Origin of the sequence: Streptomyces sp. NPDC005494 (genome assembly GCF_042872025.1) — a bacterium.
In the GTDB taxonomy this organism is placed as follows: Bacteria; Actinomycetota; Actinomycetes; order Streptomycetales; family Streptomycetaceae; genus Streptomyces.
Map to the genome: position 1 here is coordinate 68,523 of NZ_JBIAJR010000008.1, position 16,611 is coordinate 85,133.

At 70.3% G+C, this 16,611-nt stretch carries 17 protein-coding genes; 1 reads left to right on the top strand and 16 read right to left on the bottom strand.

Annotation, left to right across the window (positions count from 1 at the left end; genetic code table 11):
• Positions 1 to 11: 11 nt before the first annotated feature.
• A complete protein-coding gene (locus ACFYQ6_RS22860) occupies positions 12 to 1,151 on the bottom strand; it encodes an ABC transporter permease (protein ID WP_388764602.1) in 1,140 nt (379 codons plus the stop codon).
• On the bottom strand, positions 1,148 to 2,158 hold the full coding sequence (gene ligD / locus ACFYQ6_RS22865; protein WP_361585373.1) for a non-homologous end-joining DNA ligase: 1,011 nt from the start codon (positions 2,156 to 2,158) through the stop codon (positions 1,148 to 1,150). Before ligD ends, ACFYQ6_RS22860 begins: the two co-directional genes overlap by 4 nt.
• A gap of 94 nt (positions 2,159 to 2,252) precedes the next feature.
• Here ligD and ACFYQ6_RS22870 point away from each other — a divergent pair, with 94 nt between their 5' ends.
• Positions 2,253 to 3,314, top strand: coding sequence for an ATP-dependent DNA ligase (locus ACFYQ6_RS22870; protein ID WP_388764603.1), 1,062 nt, complete (start codon positions 2,253 to 2,255; stop codon positions 3,312 to 3,314).
• Between the two features lie 4 nt (positions 3,315 to 3,318).
• Here the strand turns inward: ACFYQ6_RS22870 and ACFYQ6_RS22875 are convergent, their stop codons facing one another.
• The 14 genes from ACFYQ6_RS22875 to ACFYQ6_RS22940 are packed head-to-tail and all read right to left on the bottom strand — an operon-like array spanning position 3,319 to position 16,565.
• On the bottom strand, positions 3,319 to 4,545 hold the full coding sequence (locus ACFYQ6_RS22875; RefSeq protein WP_361585232.1) for a lytic transglycosylase domain-containing protein: 1,227 nt from the start codon (positions 4,543 to 4,545) through the stop codon (positions 3,319 to 3,321).
• A 19-nt stretch (positions 4,546 to 4,564) separates the two neighbouring features.
• Complete coding sequence (locus tag ACFYQ6_RS22880) at positions 4,565 to 5,326, bottom strand: hypothetical protein (protein ID WP_388764605.1); 762 nt, start codon at positions 5,324 to 5,326, stop codon at positions 4,565 to 4,567.
• Positions 5,327 to 5,366: 40 nt separating this feature from the next.
• Positions 5,367 to 5,897, bottom strand: a complete 531-nt coding sequence (locus tag ACFYQ6_RS22885) for a nuclear transport factor 2 family protein (protein ID WP_388764607.1) — start codon at positions 5,895 to 5,897, stop codon at positions 5,367 to 5,369.
• A gap of 13 nt (positions 5,898 to 5,910) precedes the next feature.
• Positions 5,911 to 6,522, bottom strand: a complete 612-nt coding sequence (locus ACFYQ6_RS22890; RefSeq protein ID WP_361585241.1) for a hypothetical protein — start codon at positions 6,520 to 6,522, stop codon at positions 5,911 to 5,913.
• Complete coding sequence (locus ACFYQ6_RS22895; RefSeq protein ID WP_361585244.1) at positions 6,519 to 7,040, bottom strand: hypothetical protein; 522 nt, start codon at positions 7,038 to 7,040, stop codon at positions 6,519 to 6,521. Before ACFYQ6_RS22895 ends, ACFYQ6_RS22890 begins: the two co-directional genes overlap by 4 nt.
• A complete protein-coding gene (locus tag ACFYQ6_RS22900) occupies positions 7,037 to 8,293 on the bottom strand; it encodes an MlaD family protein (RefSeq protein ID WP_361585246.1) in 1,257 nt (418 codons plus the stop codon). The genes ACFYQ6_RS22895 and ACFYQ6_RS22900 overlap by 4 nt, the downstream gene beginning before the upstream one ends.
• Positions 8,293 to 9,432 carry an MCE family protein gene (locus ACFYQ6_RS22905; protein WP_361585248.1) on the bottom strand — a complete coding sequence of 380 codons (1,140 nt, stop codon included), beginning with the start codon at positions 9,430 to 9,432 and terminating at the stop codon, positions 8,293 to 8,295. Before ACFYQ6_RS22905 ends, ACFYQ6_RS22900 begins: the two co-directional genes overlap by 1 nt.
• Positions 9,429 to 10,565: an MCE family protein gene (locus ACFYQ6_RS22910; RefSeq protein WP_361585251.1), complete on the bottom strand. Its 1,137-nt coding sequence runs from the start codon at positions 10,563 to 10,565 to the stop codon at positions 9,429 to 9,431. Before ACFYQ6_RS22910 ends, ACFYQ6_RS22905 begins: the two co-directional genes overlap by 4 nt.
• 1 nt (position 10,566) lies before the next feature.
• On the bottom strand, positions 10,567 to 11,583 hold the full coding sequence (locus ACFYQ6_RS22915) for an MCE family protein (protein WP_388764610.1): 1,017 nt from the start codon (positions 11,581 to 11,583) through the stop codon (positions 10,567 to 10,569).
• Positions 11,580 to 12,611 (bottom strand): MCE family protein, encoded by a 1,032-nt coding sequence (locus tag ACFYQ6_RS22920; RefSeq protein ID WP_388764612.1) that lies wholly within the window; start codon positions 12,609 to 12,611, stop codon positions 11,580 to 11,582. Before ACFYQ6_RS22920 ends, ACFYQ6_RS22915 begins: the two co-directional genes overlap by 4 nt.
• The gene (locus ACFYQ6_RS22925; RefSeq protein WP_361585258.1) at positions 12,608 to 13,927 is read right to left on the bottom strand and encodes an MCE family protein; all 1,320 of its coding nucleotides are present in this window, start codon (positions 13,925 to 13,927) and stop codon (positions 12,608 to 12,610) included. The genes ACFYQ6_RS22920 and ACFYQ6_RS22925 overlap by 4 nt, the downstream gene beginning before the upstream one ends.
• Entirely contained in the window at positions 13,927 to 14,730 is an 804-nt protein-coding gene (locus tag ACFYQ6_RS22930; RefSeq protein ID WP_361585260.1) for an ABC transporter permease, read from the bottom strand. Before ACFYQ6_RS22930 ends, ACFYQ6_RS22925 begins: the two co-directional genes overlap by 1 nt.
• Positions 14,731 to 14,733: 3 nt before the next feature.
• Positions 14,734 to 15,582: an ABC transporter permease gene (locus ACFYQ6_RS22935; RefSeq protein ID WP_361585263.1), complete on the bottom strand. Its 849-nt coding sequence runs from the start codon at positions 15,580 to 15,582 to the stop codon at positions 14,734 to 14,736.
• Positions 15,579 to 16,565, bottom strand: a complete 987-nt coding sequence (locus ACFYQ6_RS22940) for an ABC transporter ATP-binding protein (RefSeq protein WP_388764615.1) — start codon at positions 16,563 to 16,565, stop codon at positions 15,579 to 15,581. Before ACFYQ6_RS22940 ends, ACFYQ6_RS22935 begins: the two co-directional genes overlap by 4 nt.
• Positions 16,566 to 16,611 lie beyond the last annotated feature (46 nt).

Consider the following 16,611-nt stretch of genomic DNA (forward strand, 5'->3'; position numbering starts at 1 on the left):
GCGAGGCACACTCAGGTGGCCGCGGCCGCATGCTCCGGCATGCGGTCGCGGCCACCGGGGTGCCGGTGGCGCCACACCCAGAAGACCGTGCAGGAGACGAGCGCCCAGGCACCCAGCACGAGGTACGGGAAGACGTACTGGTGGCCCTGGTAGTAGACGGCGGTGTGCTGGGCGTTGACCGAGGCGCCGGGCGGCAGCCACCGTCCGACGTGGCCGAGGAGCGAAGGCAGCAGCGGCCAGGACACCGCACCGCCGGACGAGGGGTTGCCGAGCAGGACCATGACACCCCAGGTCGGGATCATCGCCCAGCGTCCCATCAGGGTGTTGAACATCGTGAAGACCATGCCCGACGTGAACATCGTGAACGCCAGGATCATCCACGACTGGACGAACGGCAGATCGAGCGCACCGAGCCCCCAGTCCACGACGGCCGCGATCGTGAAGCCGCCGAGCAGTGCGTAGCCGAGCGTGAAGAGGATGCGCTCCAGCGGCAGGAGCGCCCGTGCGTGCACACTGAGCTGGATGGCCCCGACGAAGCCGATGATGACGGCGGCGAGGGAGATGTAGAAGAGGGCGAGTCCGCGCGGGTCCCCCTCCCCGAGCGGCTTGACGTCCTTGACGGTGAGCTGGACACCGATGGTGTCGGCGACCTTCACCCCGGTATCGCCCAGCAGCTGGGCGACGGAGGCCCCGGAGGCGCCGGCCACCTGCATGAGCACGCCGTCGCCCTCGCTCCGGAGGATCACGAAGACCTTCTGCTCCTCCAGCGCCGCCCGGGCCGCCGCGCCGTCCGGGTACCTGTGCAGTTCGAGCGAGGCGTCGAGCGCCTCGTCCATCCCCTTGACGAACTCGGTGGCGTAGGGGCTCCTGGGCCCCTCGACGACGGCCGCCGGGATCCGGTGCGGGGTGGGGTTGGCCATCGCATATGTGTACGAACCGGCGAAGAGTCCGGCGGCTGCGGCCAGGATGAACACCAGGACGACCGCGGGGAAGTACGGCGACTGCTTGAACGCCTCCCATCGCTCCCGCGGGGTCGGCGGCCGGCCGTGTGCCCCGTGCGTCCTCTGCCCGCCGCGGTCCTTCTCCTCGTGCTCGGGGTCCTCCTGACCGTCACCGCGATCCCCGTGCCCGCCGGTGGCTCCGGACGTCATGCCTTGTCGCCGTCGTCGCGGCGGGCGCGGCTGGGCTGCACGCGCTTGGGCTCGCCCGGCATCTTCGGGTACTCGGGCGGGTAGGGCAGGTCACCGAGTTCGTGCTCGTGCTCGTCCCTGCGCGCCAGTTCCAGGAGCTGGTCGAGCCGGAAGGCGTGGTCGTCCATGTCGGCGTGCAGGTCGCCCACGTCGGCGTACCGCCCGGGCATGGTCCGCAGGTCGAAGTCACGGGGCTCCGCGTCGTCGATCTCGTCCCAGCGCAGCGGCGCGGACACCGGGGCGTGCGGGAACGGGCGTACGGAGTAGGCGGAGGCGATCGTGCGGTCGCGGGCCGTCTGGTTGTAGTCGACGAAGATGCGCTCGCCCCGTTCCTCCTTCCACCACGCGGTGGTCACCCGGTCCGGCATCCTGCGCTCCAGTTCCCGGCCGGCCGCGATGGCGGCGCGCCGGACCTGGGTGAACGTCCACTCCGGGACGAGGGGGACGAAGACGTGCATGCCGCGTCCGCCGGAGGTCTTGGGCCAGCCGCGCAGCCCGTTCTCGTCCAGGACCGCGCGCAGCTCGTGCGCCGCCCGTACCGCGTCGGAGTAGTCGGTGCCCGGCTGCGGATCGAGGTCGATGCGCAGTTCGTCGGGGTGATCGGTGTCGGACCTGCGCACCGGCCAGGGGTGGAAGGTCAGGGTGCCGAGGTTGGCCGCCCACAGGACCGCGCCGAGTTCCGTGGGGCACATCTCGTCGGCGTGCCGGCCGCTGGGGAATTCGATGCGCGCCGTGGGCGTCCAGTCGGGAAGGTTCTTCGGCGCGCGTTTCTGGTAGAAGAACTCGCCCTCGACACCGTCGACGAAGCGCTGGAGCGTGGTGGGCCGCTCTCTGAGGGCGCGGAGGATGCCGGGCCCGACGGCCTGGAAGTAGTCGGCCACGTCCTTCTTGGTGTAGCCCTTCTCGGGGAAGTACACCTTGTCCGGGTTGGACAGGCGGACCGCCCGTCCGTCCACGTCCAGCTCCATCGCCGCTCCAGCTCCCATGTCGGACACCGTAGGCCGGGTCCACATATGCCGCACATCGGAGGACGTGCACCGCCCCGTGGGCCAGAATCGGGCCATGGACCTGCCGGTGATGCCGCCTGTGAAACCGATGCTCGCCAAGTCCGTGTCCGCGATCCCCCCGGGTATGCAGTACGAGGCGAAGTGGGACGGCTTCCGGGCGATTGTGCACCGGGACGGGGACGAGGTGGTGATCGGGAGCCGGACGGGGAAGCCCCTGACCCGTTACTTCCCCGAGGTGGTCACGGCTGTCCTGGAGAACCTGCCGCGTCGCTGCGTGATCGACGGCGAGATCGTGCTGCCGTACGAGGGGCGGCTGGACTTCGACCGGCTGAGTGAGCGCATCCACCCGGCCGACTCCCGGGTCCGGCTGCTGGCGGAGCGGACACCGGCGAGCCTCGTGGCCTTCGACATCCTCGCCCTGGACGACACGTCCCTGCTCACCACCGTGCAGACGGAGCGCCGGACGATCCTGGAGGAGGCCCTCGCGGACGCCTCGTCCCCGGTCCACCTCGCGCCCTCCACCACGGACCAGGCGGTCGCGCGGGGGTGGTTCGAGCGCTACGAGGGCGCGGGGCTCGACGGGGTGGTGGCCAAGCCGCTCGACCTGCCCTACCGGCCGGACACGCGCGCCATGTACAAGATCAAGCACGAACGGACCGCGGACGTCGTGGTGGCGGGCTACCGCTTCCACAAGAGCGGTCCTGTCGTCGGCTCGCTGCTGCTCGGCCTGTACGACTCCGGGGGCGCCCTCCAGCACGTGGGGGTGTGCGCGGCGTTCCCGATGAAACGGCGGGCCGAACTGGTCGAGGAGCTGGAGCCGTTGCGCATCGAACCCGCAGCCCACCCGTGGGCGGCCTGGGCGGACGCCGCGGCGCACGAGGGGTCCCGGCTGCCGGGCGCGCCGAGCCGATGGTCGGGCAAGAAGGACCTGTCCTGGGTGGCGCTCGCGCCGGAACGGGTCTGCGAGGTGGCGTACGACCACATGGAGGGCGACCGCTTCCGCCACACCACCCAGTTCCGTCGGTGGCGGCCGGACCGCACCCCCTCCACCTGCACCTACGCGCAGCTGGAGGAAGTGGTGCGGTACGACCTCTCCGAGGTGCTCGACGCCGGCTGACCCGTCAGGCGGTGGGGGTGGCGCAGGGTTCGTCGCTCGGCGCGTCCGTGGGGGCGGTGGGATCGGCCTCCGCGGAGGGTGTGGGGCAGCCCGGGGTGGTGGTGGGTTCCGGGTCCGGGGTGGTGGTGGGCTCGGTGGTGCTCGGCTCGGGGTCGGGTGTCGTCGTGGGGTCCGGGGTCACCGTCGGCCCGGGCGAGCCGCTGTCGGTGGGTCCGGGTCCCGGGTTCGTGGGCGTCCCGGAGCCGCCCGGCTGCGGACTGCCGGAATCCGAGGGTGTGGGGGTGGGGGACGGTGACGTGGAGGGGCCGGGTGTGCCACTGGGCTGCGGGCCGACGACGATGCCGCCACCGCCGGTGCCCGGGCTGCCGGAACCTCCGACCGGGGCCTTCGGCGCGTGCGGGCTCCCGGCACCCGGGCTCTGCGGGATCACGCCCTTGCCGTCGGCGACGGGGTGGGTTCCCTTGCGGTAGAACTCCAGCCAGGAGAGCACCGTGCGCAGATAGGTGTCCGAGTGGTTGTAACTGAGGATCGCCCGGTCCAGGTCCGCCCGTACGGACAGGTCGCGCGTCCCCGCGCAGAGGTAGTGGCCGGCGGCGAGGGCCGCGTCGGCGATGTTGCCGGGGTCCTTGCGTCCGTCGCCGTTGCCGTCCTTGCCCCAGTGCGCCCAGGTGGAGGGGATGAACTGCATCGGGCCGACCGCCCGGTCGTAGCGTGTGTCCCCGTCGTACGCCCCGCCGTCCGTGTCCCTGATCTCGGCGAAGCCGGCGCCGTTCAGGACGGGGCCGAGGATCGGCGTCAGAGTGGTGCCCGCGGCGTCCACCCGTCCCCCGCCCGCGTGCCCGGACTCCACCTTGCCGATGGCCGCGAGTAACTGCCAGGGCAGGTGACATCCCGGGTCGCTGCGGCCGAGGGCGTTCTGCGCCTTGCGGTAGGCGGCCAGCACGGTGGACGGAATCCCGGCCTCCGCCCAGGACCGCTCGACGGCCGGTCCGGGCTTCTGTCCGGTGCTCCTCGGCGGCGGTTCGGGGGATCGCAGGGGCGGGAGTTCGGTGTGATAGCTGTCGTCGTTCGGCACCTCGGTCCATACGACGTCGTCCGACGCCACGTTCTTCATGTCGTGGGCGCCTCCGGCGGCGAGCCCGGGGGCCTGGGACGCGGTGAGCGCCGCCATGGCCGCCACGGCGGTGGCCGTGCCCGTGAGCCCGCGTCGCACCGTTCCGTCGAACCTCATGTGTCCTCCCTCTCCTCGGTCATCGCGTGAAGGTGTCGATGGCCGCGATCCGCCAGGTGTCACCGCGGCGGACGGCGTCCACGGCGAACATGGCGGCGGCGTACGTCGTCTCCTCCTCCTTGCCGGTGCGGGTGTTGCTCTGGTCGGCGAAGACCAGCAGCCGGGCCCGGTCGCCGTCGAGGTGCTCGACCCCGCTCTCGGTGACGGTCGTGGTCAGGACGAGCTTCTGCTTCGGCGCCTGTGCCCGTACGTCGGCGAGCATGTCCTTGTGCTGCTGGACCGCCTTGCCGGTCAGGTACTTCTGCGCGGCAAGGTCCGACTTCCCCGGCGAGGCGTACGTGTAGGAGAAGACGGCGCCCACCGCCTCGGTGATCTGCCCCTTCACCTCGCTCGTCCTGCTCATGTCGGTGAGAGCGGTGTTCTGCCGCGTCGGGTCGTCACGGAGCGCCGCGGCCGAGGCGAACGCCCAGGCGGCGAAGGCGCCGAGGAGGACGGTGGCCGCGCAGAGCACGGCGGGGAGCCGGATGCGCAGGCGCGGCATCCGGCCGCGGGGGCGTCCGTCCCTGGCGGGCGCGTCGTCACCGTCGCCCTTACTCCCGGGATCCGCTTCCGCGGCTCCTCCGCCCTCGGGCTCCTCCCGCGCCTCCGGGGTCTCCGGGGTCTCCGGGGTCTCCGGGGACGCAGCCCCCTCCGGGGCCGTGGCCGTGCGCGGGGGCGCGGCCGTCGCGGTGACGGTGGCGAGCCGGCGGCGGCGGTTGACGAGGTGTCGGGTCGTCGACATGTCGGTGGTCCTCTCGAAGGGCGGTGCGGCAGGGCGGGGTTCAGCCGGCGGTGTTACCGACCGGCGCCTGGCCGAGGGCGCTGAGCTTCCACCCCTCGGAGGTGCGGGTGAGCTGCCCCAGCATCCGGCTCTCCTTGACCGCGGGCTCGCCCTCGGGGGCGGTCACGGTGACCCGGAGCGCCACCATCACTCCGGCCTTTCCGGCCCGGTCGTCGAGCTCGGTCACCGCGCCCGACAGGATCTTGGCGGTACTGACGGTCCTGGCCGCCTCGATCTGTTTGACGAACGCGTCCCGCCCGTCGACGAGTTGCTGGTGCAGATCGCCGGTGGTCGAGTCCTCCCAGCTGTCGAGCCCCTTCTCCACCTGTGCGTGGTCGAGCGTGTTCATGTTCTGCACCGCCTGCTGCCCCGCGGCCAGCGCGTCGTCGCGGGCCTCGGCGAAGGCAGCCGAGTCGTCGTGTGCCGCGTCGTAGCGCGACCAGCCGCCCCAGCCGGCGGCGCCTGCCGCCGCGACCGTCAGCACGACCGCGGCCACCACCAGCGGATTCCTCGTCGTCCGTACCCGTGCCATTGGTGCCTCTCCCCTACCTGGAGGTGATGTCGACGATGATCCAGCGGCCGCCGCGCAGTTCCGCCGTGACCGAGAGCTGCGCCGCCGCGGTGGTGGCGGGCTTCCCCTCGCGCTCGTACACCTGGTCGAGGAAGACGAGGAGGTGGGCGCTGCGGGTGCCGAGCCGGGTGACCCCGGCGCGTACGGCCTGCGAGGTGAGTGTGAGCTTCTGGTCGGCCGCCTGCTTCTCCACCTGGCCGAACAGGGCCGCGTACTGCTTCAGCGCCTTGCCGGCGAGAAGCCGCTTCGCCGCTTCCTTGGTGGCGGCGGTGCCCTGCGGGCTGTACGAGAAGACCTTGCCCAGCGCACTGCTGACGTCACCCGCGACCCGGGTGGTCTCCGCGGTGTCGGTCAGCGCCCGGTTCGAGGTGGCGGGGGTGTCCCGCAGGTGCTGCCCCTCGACGAAGAGCGCGGCCCCGGCGGCCAGCAGGGCGACGGCCAGAACAGCCGCGAGAACGCGCCGCCAGGGTGCCTTGCGGGGCGCGCCAGGTTCCTGGGTGGTCCCCGCCTCTTCGTCCCGCACCTCTTCGTCCGGGTCCGGGGTCGAGGAGGCGTCCGCGATCGTGGTCCCTCCGGTCCGTGTCATCCGCCGCTCCCGACCGGTATCGCGTCCAGTGCCTTGATCTTCCAGCCGTGCCCCGTCCTGGCCAGAGCCGCCTCGAAGCGCTTGCGCTCCGTGCCGCCCTTCCCGGTACGCGGGGTGATCTCGACGTCCACGGTGGCGATCAGCGTCGCCGTCCCGGCCCGTTCGTCGAGTGCCGTGAGCGCCGCGTCGGTGACCTTGCCGCGTGCGGTGGCGCCGGATTCGGTGAGGTCGGCCGAGTCCTTCTCCCGGGTGCTCCTCAGCCGGTCGTGCAGCGGGCCCGTGGAAGCGGCGAGCCAGCCCGTGAGGCCGGACTTCACGCTCGCGGAGCTCTTGCCGTCCATGCTGTTCAGCCGCGCGAGGTGGCGCCTGCCGTCGGCGATCGCCGCGTCACGGGCCTTGGCGTAGGCCAGGGTGTCGTCGCCGCGCGCCTGCGCGTACGACCAGCCGCCGAGTGCGCAGACCAGCACGGCCGCGCACAGGGCCGCCCATGTGCTCAGGCTCTTCGTACGGGCGTTCACGCGCCACCTCCCAGGCCGAGCAGCCCGGCCATGCCCTCGGCCGCGCGCCCGGTGTCCCCCGTGGTGCCGAGCGCTCCCGGCAGCCCGGTCCCGCCGGTTCCGGCGAGCAGCGAGCCGGGCTTCGCCGGCTGTGGCACACCGCCCCCGTCGGGAGCGTTGGCGCTGCCGCGGACGTTGATGCCGCTGTCCGGCGAGGAGGCGCAGCGCGCCCCGGTGTTGACCGCGGGGGCGGGCGAGAGGTCCTTGCCGGGGCGGTAGGTGGTGGAGCCGTATCCGGCGGTGCAGGGCAGCGGCTCGAAGAAGGTGACGGACATCCCGAACCGGGCGCCCCCGTCCTCGTCGATGATGCTCGCTCCGGCCGCCGCGACCGCGGGCACCTTCACCAGCAGCTCCTCCAGGCCGCGCTGGCGGGTGACGGCGACCTCGGAGGTGGTGAGCAGGTTGGCGACGACGACTCCGAAGCCGGGTTCGAGGTCGCGCAGGAGCCCGCTGATCTGCGCGGTGGCACCGGGCGCCGCCGCGATCAGCCGCCGCAGGTCGGTGTCGGAACCCTTGAGCTCCGCGGCGAGCTCCTCCGCTCCGGACGCGAACCCCTTGAGTGCCTCGCCCTGTTCGGCCTGAGTGCGCAGGACCGTCTCGCCGTCCGCCATCAGCTTGGTGGTGGTCGGCAGCGCCTCGTCCGCCGCGTCGACGAATTCACCGCTGGTGTCCAGCAGGACCTGGAGGTCGTCGCCGCGTCCCTCGAACGCCGCGCCGAACTCCTCGACGACGGTGCGCAGATCCTCGGTGTCGACCGAGGCGGTGAGGTCGTTGACGCTGGTGAGGACGTCGGTGACGGGCGCGGGAATGGTGGTGTCCCCCTGGTCGATGACCGACCCGTTCTCCAGGAACGGGCCGTCGTCCCGGGTGGGCCTCAGGTCGACGTACTGCTCGCCGACCGCGGAGAGGCTGGCGACGACGGCTTCCAGGCTGTCGGGGATGAGTGGCGCGTCGTTCTCGATGCGCAGCTCGGCCTCGACCCCGTCGTCGGTGAGTTCGATCGGGCCGACCCGGCCGACGGAGACACCGCGGTAGGTGACGTTGGAGTGGGTGAACAGCCCTCCGGTCTGCGGGAGTTGCACGGTGACGGTGTAGTAGCTGCGCAGTCCGACGTAGTGGCCGAGGTCTGCGTAGCGGACACCCAGGTAGCCGAGTACGAGCACCGCGATGATCAGGAAGGCGATGTTCTTGATCCGGGTGGCGAGGGTGATCATCAGCGGGTGCCCTCCGTGCCGGATGCGGTGACCGGGGGCAGCGGCAGCGGCAGCGCTGCCGAGCCCTTCTGCTGGGTGCCGGCCGCCGGCGGGGTGAGTGCGGGGATGATCTGTGTGCCGGGCATGGCGGTGACGTCCAGGTAGACGTTGAGGTAGTCGCCCTTCACTCCGCGCAGCACCTCGTCGGTGAACGGGTAGGTGAGCAGCACCTGCAGGGAGTCGGGAAGGTCCTTGCCCGAGTCGGCGAGCGCCGTGAGCGTGGGGGCGAGGGCCTTGAGGTCTGCGATCATGTCGGCCTTGCTCTTGTCGACCGTGTCGACGGCGACGGTGGAGAGCGTGTCGAGCGAGCTCAGCATCGTGAGCAGGGAGCCGCGCTGCTTCTCCAGCACCTTCAGGCCCGGGCTCAGGCCGGTGAGTACCGTCCCGACGTCCTGTTTGCGGGTGGCGAGTGTGGCGGCGAGCCGGTTGACGCCGTCGAGCGCGTCGGTGATGTCCTCCTTGTGCGTGTCCAGGTCGGTGACCAGCGTGTCGACCCGGCTCAGCATCGAGCGGATCTGCGGTTCCTGTCCGGCCAGCGCCTTGTTGAGCTCGGTGGTGATGGTCTTCAGCTGGGCGACACCGCCGCCGTTGAGGAGCATGGAGAGGGCTCCGAAGACCTCTTCGACCTCGGGGTTGCGGTTGGTGCGGACGAGCGGGATCCGGTCACCGTCGGCGAGCGAGCCCGTGGCCGTGCCCTCGGCGGGCGGTGAGAGCTGGACGTACTTCTCGCCGAGGAGACTGGACTGTTCGAGATGGGCGTAGGCGTTGGCCGGCATCTTGATCTTCCCGTTGACCTGCATGGTCACCTCGGCGGTCCAGCTGCCCGGGGTGAGGGAGATCTTGGTGACCCGGCCCACGGCCACGTCGTTGACCTTGACGGACGACTGCGGTGCCAGGCTGAGTACGTCCCCGAATTCGGCGGTGATCTCGTACGGCTGGTCGCCCAGGTCGGCTCCGCCGGGAAGCGGCATCTGGTCGATGCCTGAGAACGACGGCAGGCCGGTGGTCGTGGCCACGAGTGCGAAGCAGACGCCGGCGGCGACCAGGGCGCCGAGCCCCGCGACGGCGCGGGTGCCGGGTCTGCGCAGGGCGGGGCTCATCGGCCGGCCTCCTTCTTCTCGCCCTTACCGGTCTTCTTCGTCTCCGCCGGGGTGCCGTAGACGGTGCCCACGGCGGGCAGCGGCAGGACGGGCAGGGTCTTCTGCCGGGTGGCGTCCACCGGGGCCAGCCCTTCGATGCCCGTGGCGCCCGTCCCGGCTTCGACGAGCGGGCCGCCCATGGAGAGCTCGTTGAGGTTCGTACGCCCGTTGAGGGTGCGGTTCGCCGGGTCGTAGGCGTTGAGCACGTTGCCCGCCGCGAGCGGCAGCGTGTCGAGCGACTCGGCCAGTGAGGCCCGCTCGTCGACCAGGGTCTGGGTGAGCGGCACCAGGAGGTCCACGTTCTTCTTCAGGGCTCCGCGGTTCTTCTCTATGAAGCCCTTGACCTGGCCGAGTGCGGTGCCCAGCTCCTTCAGGGCCGCGCCGAGGTTCTCCTTGTCGTCGGCGAGGAAGCCGGTGACGGTGTTCAGCTGCTGCTCCGCGACCCGCACGTCACCGTCCTTCTCCTTCAGCATGGTGGTGAACGTCTGGAGGTACGAGAGCGTGTCGAAGAGGTTGCCGCTGGACTTGTCGAGCGTCTTCGTGGCCTTGCCGAACTGCTCGATGGAGTCCCCGATGGCCTCTCCGTTGCCCTTGAGGTTCGCGGAGCCGGTCTTCAGGAGGCCGGAGAGGGCTCCGTCGGCGTTGGCTCCGTCGGGGCCGAGGGCCGTGGAGAGCTCCGTGATCGACTCGTAGAGCTGGTCCACCTCGATGGGCGTGGCGTTGCCGGCGGCGGGGAGGACGGCGTCGTCCTCCAGCCGCGCTCCTCCCGTGTAGGCGGGGGCGAGCTGGACGTACCGGTCGGCGACGAGGCTGGGGGCGACGACGACGGCGTGCGCGTCCGCGGGTACCTCGACGCCCTCGTCGAGCCGGAGGGTGATCCGGACCTCCTCGCCGCGCGGCTGCACCGATTCGACGGTGCCCACCTTCACCCCGAGGATCCGCAGGTCCGACCCGGGGTAGACACCGGTGGCCCGGTCGAAGAAGGCGGTGATGGTGGTCGTGCCCTGCTGGTCCATGGCCGTCACGCCGGAGCCGACGGCCACGGCGACCACGGCGAGTCCGGCTCCGATGCCGATGATGCGGGTGCGTCTCATGTCAGCGGCCCCCCTGCTTCGGCGGCATGCAGTCGTTCCTCGGGGGCGTGTCCTTCGGCAGGTAGTTCTTCGGCACGACTCCGCAGACGTAGTTGTCGAACCATCGGCCGTTGCCGAGGGTGTTGCCGACGAGCCGGTTGTAGGTGCCGGCCATGGAGAGCACCTTGTCGAGGCTCTTGCGGTTCTTGACCAGGACGGTGGTGACCCGTCCCAGCGAGTCGAGGGTGGGCTTCAGCTGCTTGTTGTTGTCGGTGACGAGGCCGGTGAGCTGTGTGCCGAGGTCCCGGGTGCCGGTGAGCAGCAGGTGGATGGAGTCGCGGCGGGCCTGGATCTCGCCGAGGAGGAGGTTGCCGTCCTCCAGCAGGGTCTCGAAGCTGCTCTTCTTCGTGGCGAGCGTCTTGGTGAGCTGCTTGCTGCCCTTGAGGAGGGTGGCGAGCTGTGCGTCGCGCTCGGACACGGTCCTCGACAGCGCGGAGAGCCCTTCCGCGGCGCTGCGCACGTCGGGCGGCGAGTCCTTGAAGGTGTCCGAGATGGTCTCGAAGCTCTGGGCGAGCTGGGCCGTGTCGATCTCCTCGATGGTCTCCCCGAGTCCGTTGAACGCCTGGGTGACGTCGTACGGAGAGGTGGTGCGGCCCGACGTGATGCGGGAGCCGGGGTCCTGCGGTGCGTTGCCGAGTGGGTCGACGGCGAGGTACTTGTCGCCCAGGAGGGTCTTGACGGCGATGCCGACGGTGGAGGAGTTGCCGATCCAGGCGTCCTCCACCTTGAAGTCGACCTTGACCTTGGCCCCGTCGAGCGAGACTCCGGTGACCTCTCCGACCTTCACCCCGGCGATCCGCACCTCGTCGCCGGCGTCGAGCCCGGCGGACTCGGTGAAGTCGGCGCTGTAGGTGGTGCCGCCGCCGATGAAGGGCAGTGCGTCGGCCCGGTAGGCGGCGAGGCCCAGGAGGGCGAGGACGACGAGCCCGATGACGCCGATGGCGACGGGGTTGCGTTCCCGTACGGGTTTGATCCTCATCCCGTGCACCTCGATCCGCCGATCGTGATGCCGGTGGGCGGTGCGCTGCCGTCCTCGGTCGTCACACCGCTGACCTTCGCCTCGCAGAGGTAGAGGTTGAGCCACGAGCCGTACGAGGTGAGGCGGGTGATCGCCTCCATCTTGGCGGGCGTCTTCCGCAGGAAGCTCTCGATCTGGGGCGTGCCCTTGTCGAGCTGATCGCTGAGCCGCCCGAGCTGCTCGATGTCCTTCTTCAGGGGTGCGCGGCCGTCCTGGAGGAGATCCGCGGTGACGGTGGTGAGCGCACCCATCGCCGTGACCGCATCGCCCAGGGGTTTGCGGTCGCCGGAGAAGCCCTTGACGAGCTTCTCCAGAGTGACGACGAGGTCGTCGAAGCCCGCCTCGCGGTCGTTGACGGTCTTGAGAACCGTGTTGAGGTTCTTGATCACCTCGCCGATCACCTTGTCCTTGGCCGCGACGGTGCCGGTCAGCGATCCGACGTGCGAGAGGATGCTGTCCACCGTGCCGCCCTCGCCCTGGAGGACCTGCACGATGGAGCCGGCGAGCTGGTTGACGTCCGGCGGGGAGAGCCCCTCGAAGAGGGGCTGGAAGCCGTTGAAGAGCTGGGTGAGGTCGAGCGCGGGTGTGGTGCGCGCCAGCGGGATGGTCGCCCCGGGCCGGAACGCCGCGCCCACGGGACCGGCGCCCTGGTCGAGGTCGATGTAACGCTGACCGACCATGTTGAGGTACTTGATCGACGCGGTCACCGATGCGGGCAGTTCGCGGCCCTTGCGCACGGCGAAGCCGACTTCGGCCTCCCGCCGGTCGGCGACCCTGATGGACTCGACCTGCCCGACCTTGACGCCCGCGATCCTGACGCTGTCACCGACGACCAGCCCGGTCGCGTCCGTGAACCTCGCCTTGTACGAGGTGGTGTCGCCGACGCCGGTGTTGGCGATGGACAGGGCCAGGACCGTGGTGGCTAGCGCGGTCACCACGACGAAGACGAGGGACTTGACGAGCGGTCCCGCGAGGGAACGGCGCTTCACTTGAGCTTCACCTCCGCACCGCGGAAGGCCGGACCGATGAGCACGCTGCTCCAGTCGGGCAGGGACTGCGGCTGGACCTTGAGTGAGGGTGCGACGAGTTCGTTGACGAGCCGGCTCTCCTGGGGGGAGTTCGGCATGCCGAGCGCGCTGTCGGCGGCGGGTGCTTCCGCCGTGTCCGCGCCGTCCGTGCCTCCTGTGCCGTCGGCGCCGGATGCCGGTACGGAGGCCTTGCGCGCGTCGGCTGTCGGGACGGTCCTGCCGGTGTAGGGCACGGAGTAGCAGTGCGGGCCGCCGGACGCCCCGTAGACCGGAGTGTCCTTGCCCGCCACGTACTTGCCCTTGGACTCGACCGCCTTGACGGTGACGTGCAGGCCCGGCTCGTCGGTGCCCTTGCCGAGTGCCTTGTCCATGGCCGGGACGAACCCGGCCATGGTGCGCAGGGTGCAGGGGAAGGACCCGGAGTACTTCGCGAGCAGTTCCAGGGTCGGCCGGCCGGAGGCGGAGAGACGGATGAGGTTGTCCTTGTTCTTCCGCAGGAAGGCGGTGACGTCGTTCGCGGAGGCGGTCGTGGAGCCGTACAGGTCGGCCAGCTCCGCCTCCTGTTCGGCGAGGGTTCCGCTGGTGGTGGTGAAGTCGGTGAGCGCGTCGAGGACGTCGGGCGCCGCGTCCGCGTAGAGGTGGCTGACCTTGACGAGTTCCTTGATGTCGGCGTTGAGGGTGGGGAGTTGCGGGTTGAACTCCTTCAGGTGCGCGTCAAGGGTGACCAGCGTGTCGCCGAGCTTGTCGCCGCGTCCTTCGAGCGCCTGTGACACGGCGTTGAGGGTGGCGGCGAGCTTCTCCGGCTTGACCGCGGTCAGCATCGGCAGGACGTTGTCGAGGACCTCCTCCAGCTCGATGGCGTTGCTGGAGCGGTCCTGCGGGATCACCGCCCCGGCCCGGAGGCTCTCGGCGGAGGGAACGGCGGGCGGCACGAGGGCCACGAACCGCTCCCCGAAGAGGGTGGTGGGCAGCATCTGCGCGGTGACGTCGGCCGGGATCGCACCGAGCCGGTCCGGCTCTATGGCGAGAGTGAGCCGCGCCCCGTCGCCGTCGGCCTCGATGTGGCGCACCTCGCCGATGACGACGCCGCGCAGCTTGACCTCGGCGTTGTCGTGCATCTCGTTGCCGACGCTTCCGGTGCGTACGGTCACGGTGGCGTCGTCGGTGAAGTCCTTCTCGTACACCGAGATCGACACCCACACGAGGACCGCGGGCACGAGCACGAAGGCCACACCGGCGAGTCTGCGGCGCACCGTCTGCGCCGTGGAGGAGGACATCAGCCGGCCACCTTCACCGTTGTCGTCGCGCCCCAGATGGCGAGCGAGAGGAAGAAGTCGGTGACGCTGATGAGCACGATGGCGTTGCGCACCGACCGGCCCACGGCCACGCCCACTCCGGCCGGGCCGCCGGTGGCGTGGAAGCCGTAGTAGCAGTGGGCGAGGATCACCAGCACGCTGAAGATCAGCACCTTGAGCACCGACAGGAGGACGTCGTCCGGGGAGAGGAAGAGATTGAAGTAGTGGTCGTAGGTGCCCGCCGACTGCCCGTTGAAGAGGACGGTGATCCAGCGGGACGCCAGGTAGGAGGAGAGCAGCCCGATCGCGTACAGCGGGATGATGGCGACGACACCGGCGATGATCCGCGTGGTGACGAGGTACGGCATCGAGCGCACGCCCATCGCTTCGAGGGCGTCGACCTCCTCGTTGATCCGCATGGCGCCGAGCTGGGCGGTGAAGCCCGCCCCCACGGTCGCCGAGAGAGCGAGGCCGGCCACCAGAGGGGCGATCTCGCGGGTGTTGAAGTAGGCGGAGATGAAGCCGGTGAAGGCGGAGGTGCCGATCTGGTCGAGAGCGGCGTAACCCTGGAGGCCGACCACCGAACCGGTGGCGAGGGTCATCGCGATCATCACACCGATGGTTCCGCCGATCACCCCGAGCCCACCGCTGCCGAAGGCGACCTCGGCGAGCAGCCGCTGGACCTCCTTGAGATAGCGGCGAAGGGTCCGGGGGATCCAGATGAGCGCCCGTACGTAGAAGGTGAGTTGCTCGCCGGAGCGGTCGAGCCAGCCGAGCATCGACATCGCTCAGCCCCCCTTCGGGGGGACGATCTGGAGGTAGATCGCCGTCATGATCATGTTCACCGCGAACAGCAGCATGAAGGTGATGACCACGGACTGGTTGACCGCGTCGCCGACCCCCTTGGGCCCGCCGCGCGGGTTGAGTCCCCGGTAGGCGGCGACGATGCCGGCGATGAAGCCGAAGATCAGCGCCTTGAGTTCACCGATGTAGAGGTCGGGCAGCTGGGCGAGGGCGGAGAAGCTGGCGAGGTAGGCGCCGGGGGTGCCTCCCTGCATGATCACGTTGAAGAAGTAGCCGCCCAGTGTGCCGACGACGGAGACCAGCCCGTTGAGCAGGACGGCGACGAACATGGTGGCCAGCACCCGCGGGACGACGAGACGCTGGACGGGCGAGACGCCCATGACCTCCATGGCGTCGAGCTCCTCGCGGATCTTCCGGGACCCCAGGTCGGCGCAGATGGCGGAACCCGCCGCCCCGGCGATCAGCAGGGCCACGATGAGCGGGCTGGCCTGCTGGATGACGGCGAGGACGCTGGCGCCGCCGGTGAAGGACTGGGCGCCCAGCTGCTCGGTGAGCGAGCCGACCTGGAGGGCGATGACCGCGCCGAACGGGATGGAGACGAGCGCCGCGGGCAGGATGGTCACGCTGGCGACGAACCAGAACTGCTCGATGAACTCCCTTACCTGGAAAGGCCGTCGGAAGATCGCCCGCGACACCGCCAGGGCGAGCGCGAACAACTGGCCGGTCTGGCGCAGCGGGGCGAGGAGCCGCGAGGGCTGCCTCTGCCCGGGTGTCTTCTCCCCCGCCTCCGTGGCGGCCGGCTCGGGTGGCCGTACGGGCAGCGGTGCCGTCATCGGCGCCCACCGTCCAAGGTCGGCGTGTAGCTGTTCATGATGGCCGTACGGGCCGCCTCCGGCAGCTGGCCCATCATGGAGATGACCCGCTCGCGGCGGCGCAGGGCCGCCTGCCGTACGGGCATCCCGGGTGAGGGCTCCAGCTGCGGTACGACGGTGCGCGGAGCGCGAGGGCCGTGACCGCCGCCGTTCGTCTGCTCGGCCGCGAGGGTGGCCGCGTCCTTCTCCTCGGACATCCCGATGGGGCCCTCGCGGCGTCCCGCGAGGAACTGGGAGACCACCGGCATGTCGCTGGTGAGCAGCACCTCTCGGGGCCCGAAGGTGACGAGGTTGCGGCAGAACAGCATCCCCATGTTGTCGGGGACGGTGGCCGCGATGTCCAGGTTGTGGGTGACGATGAGCATCGTCGCGTCGATCTGCGCGTTGAGGTCGATGAGGAGTTGTGAGAGGTAGGCGGTGCGCACCGGGTCGAGCCCGGAGTCGGGCTCGTCGCAGAGGATGATCTGCGGGTCCAGGACGAGGGCGCGGGCGAGGCCGGCCCTCTTGCGCATACCGCCGGATATCTCGCCGGGCAGTTTGCCCTCGGCGCCGAGCAGACCGACGATGTCGATCCGTTCCATGACGATGCGCCGGATCTCGGACTCCTTCTTGCGGGTGTGTTCACGCAGAGGAAAGGCGATGTTGTCGAAGAGCGACATCGAGCCGAAGAGCGCGCCGTCCTGGAACATGAGCCCGAAGAGCTTCCGGGTCTCCATGATCTCGCGTTCAGGGCTGTTGACCATGTCGACGCCGTTGATGAGGACGCGGCCCTTTTCGGGCTTCAGCAGTCCGATGATGGATTTCAGGAAGACGGTCTTTCCGGTGCCGGAAGGACCGAGCATCACACTCACCTCACCGGCCGGCAGCGTGAGGCTGACGTCCTGCCAGATGTTCTGCTTGCCGAAGGATTTCGTCAGGCCTTCGACGACTACTTCGATTCCCATCGGCCCTCCCTCGAGGTGGTGGTGAACGACGTCATCTGTCTGCGCT

Bases quoted from the DNA above. Each gene is read 5' to 3' on its own strand.
- ACFYQ6_RS22885 (WP_388764607.1), bottom strand. From the start codon at position 5,897: ATGGCACGGGTACGGACGACGAGGAATCCGCTGGTGGTGGCCGCGGTC.
- ACFYQ6_RS22925 (WP_361585258.1), bottom strand. From the start codon at position 13,927: ATGTCCTCCTCCACGGCGCAGACGGTGCGCCGCAGACTCGCCGGTGTG.
- ACFYQ6_RS22935 (WP_361585263.1), bottom strand. From the start codon at position 15,582: ATGACGGCACCGCTGCCCGTACGGCCACCCGAGCCGGCCGCCACGGAG.
- ACFYQ6_RS22915 (WP_388764610.1), bottom strand. From the start codon at position 11,583: ATGAGGATCAAACCCGTACGGGAACGCAACCCCGTCGCCATCGGCGTC.
- ACFYQ6_RS22940 (WP_388764615.1), bottom strand. From the start codon at position 16,565: ATGGGAATCGAAGTAGTCGTCGAAGGCCTGACGAAATCCTTCGGCAAG.
- ACFYQ6_RS22930 (WP_361585260.1), bottom strand. From the start codon at position 14,730: ATGTCGATGCTCGGCTGGCTCGACCGCTCCGGCGAGCAACTCACCTTC.
- ACFYQ6_RS22910 (WP_361585251.1), bottom strand. From the start codon at position 10,565: ATGAGACGCACCCGCATCATCGGCATCGGAGCCGGACTCGCCGTGGTC.
- ACFYQ6_RS22890 (WP_361585241.1), bottom strand. From the start codon at position 6,522: ATGACACGGACCGGAGGGACCACGATCGCGGACGCCTCCTCGACCCCG.
- ACFYQ6_RS22880 (WP_388764605.1), bottom strand. From the start codon at position 5,326: ATGTCGACGACCCGACACCTCGTCAACCGCCGCCGCCGGCTCGCCACC.
- ACFYQ6_RS22900 (WP_361585246.1), bottom strand. From the start codon at position 8,293: ATGATCACCCTCGCCACCCGGATCAAGAACATCGCCTTCCTGATCATC.
- ligD (WP_361585373.1), bottom strand. From the start codon at position 2,158: ATGGAGCTGGACGTGGACGGACGGGCGGTCCGCCTGTCCAACCCGGAC.
- ACFYQ6_RS22860 (WP_388764602.1), bottom strand. From the start codon at position 1,151: ATGACGTCCGGAGCCACCGGCGGGCACGGGGATCGCGGTGACGGTCAG.
- ACFYQ6_RS22870 (WP_388764603.1), top strand. From the start codon at position 2,253: ATGGACCTGCCGGTGATGCCGCCTGTGAAACCGATGCTCGCCAAGTCC.
- ACFYQ6_RS22875 (WP_361585232.1), bottom strand. From the start codon at position 4,545: ATGAGGTTCGACGGAACGGTGCGACGCGGGCTCACGGGCACGGCCACC.
- ACFYQ6_RS22905 (WP_361585248.1), bottom strand. From the start codon at position 9,432: ATGAGCCCCGCCCTGCGCAGACCCGGCACCCGCGCCGTCGCGGGGCTC.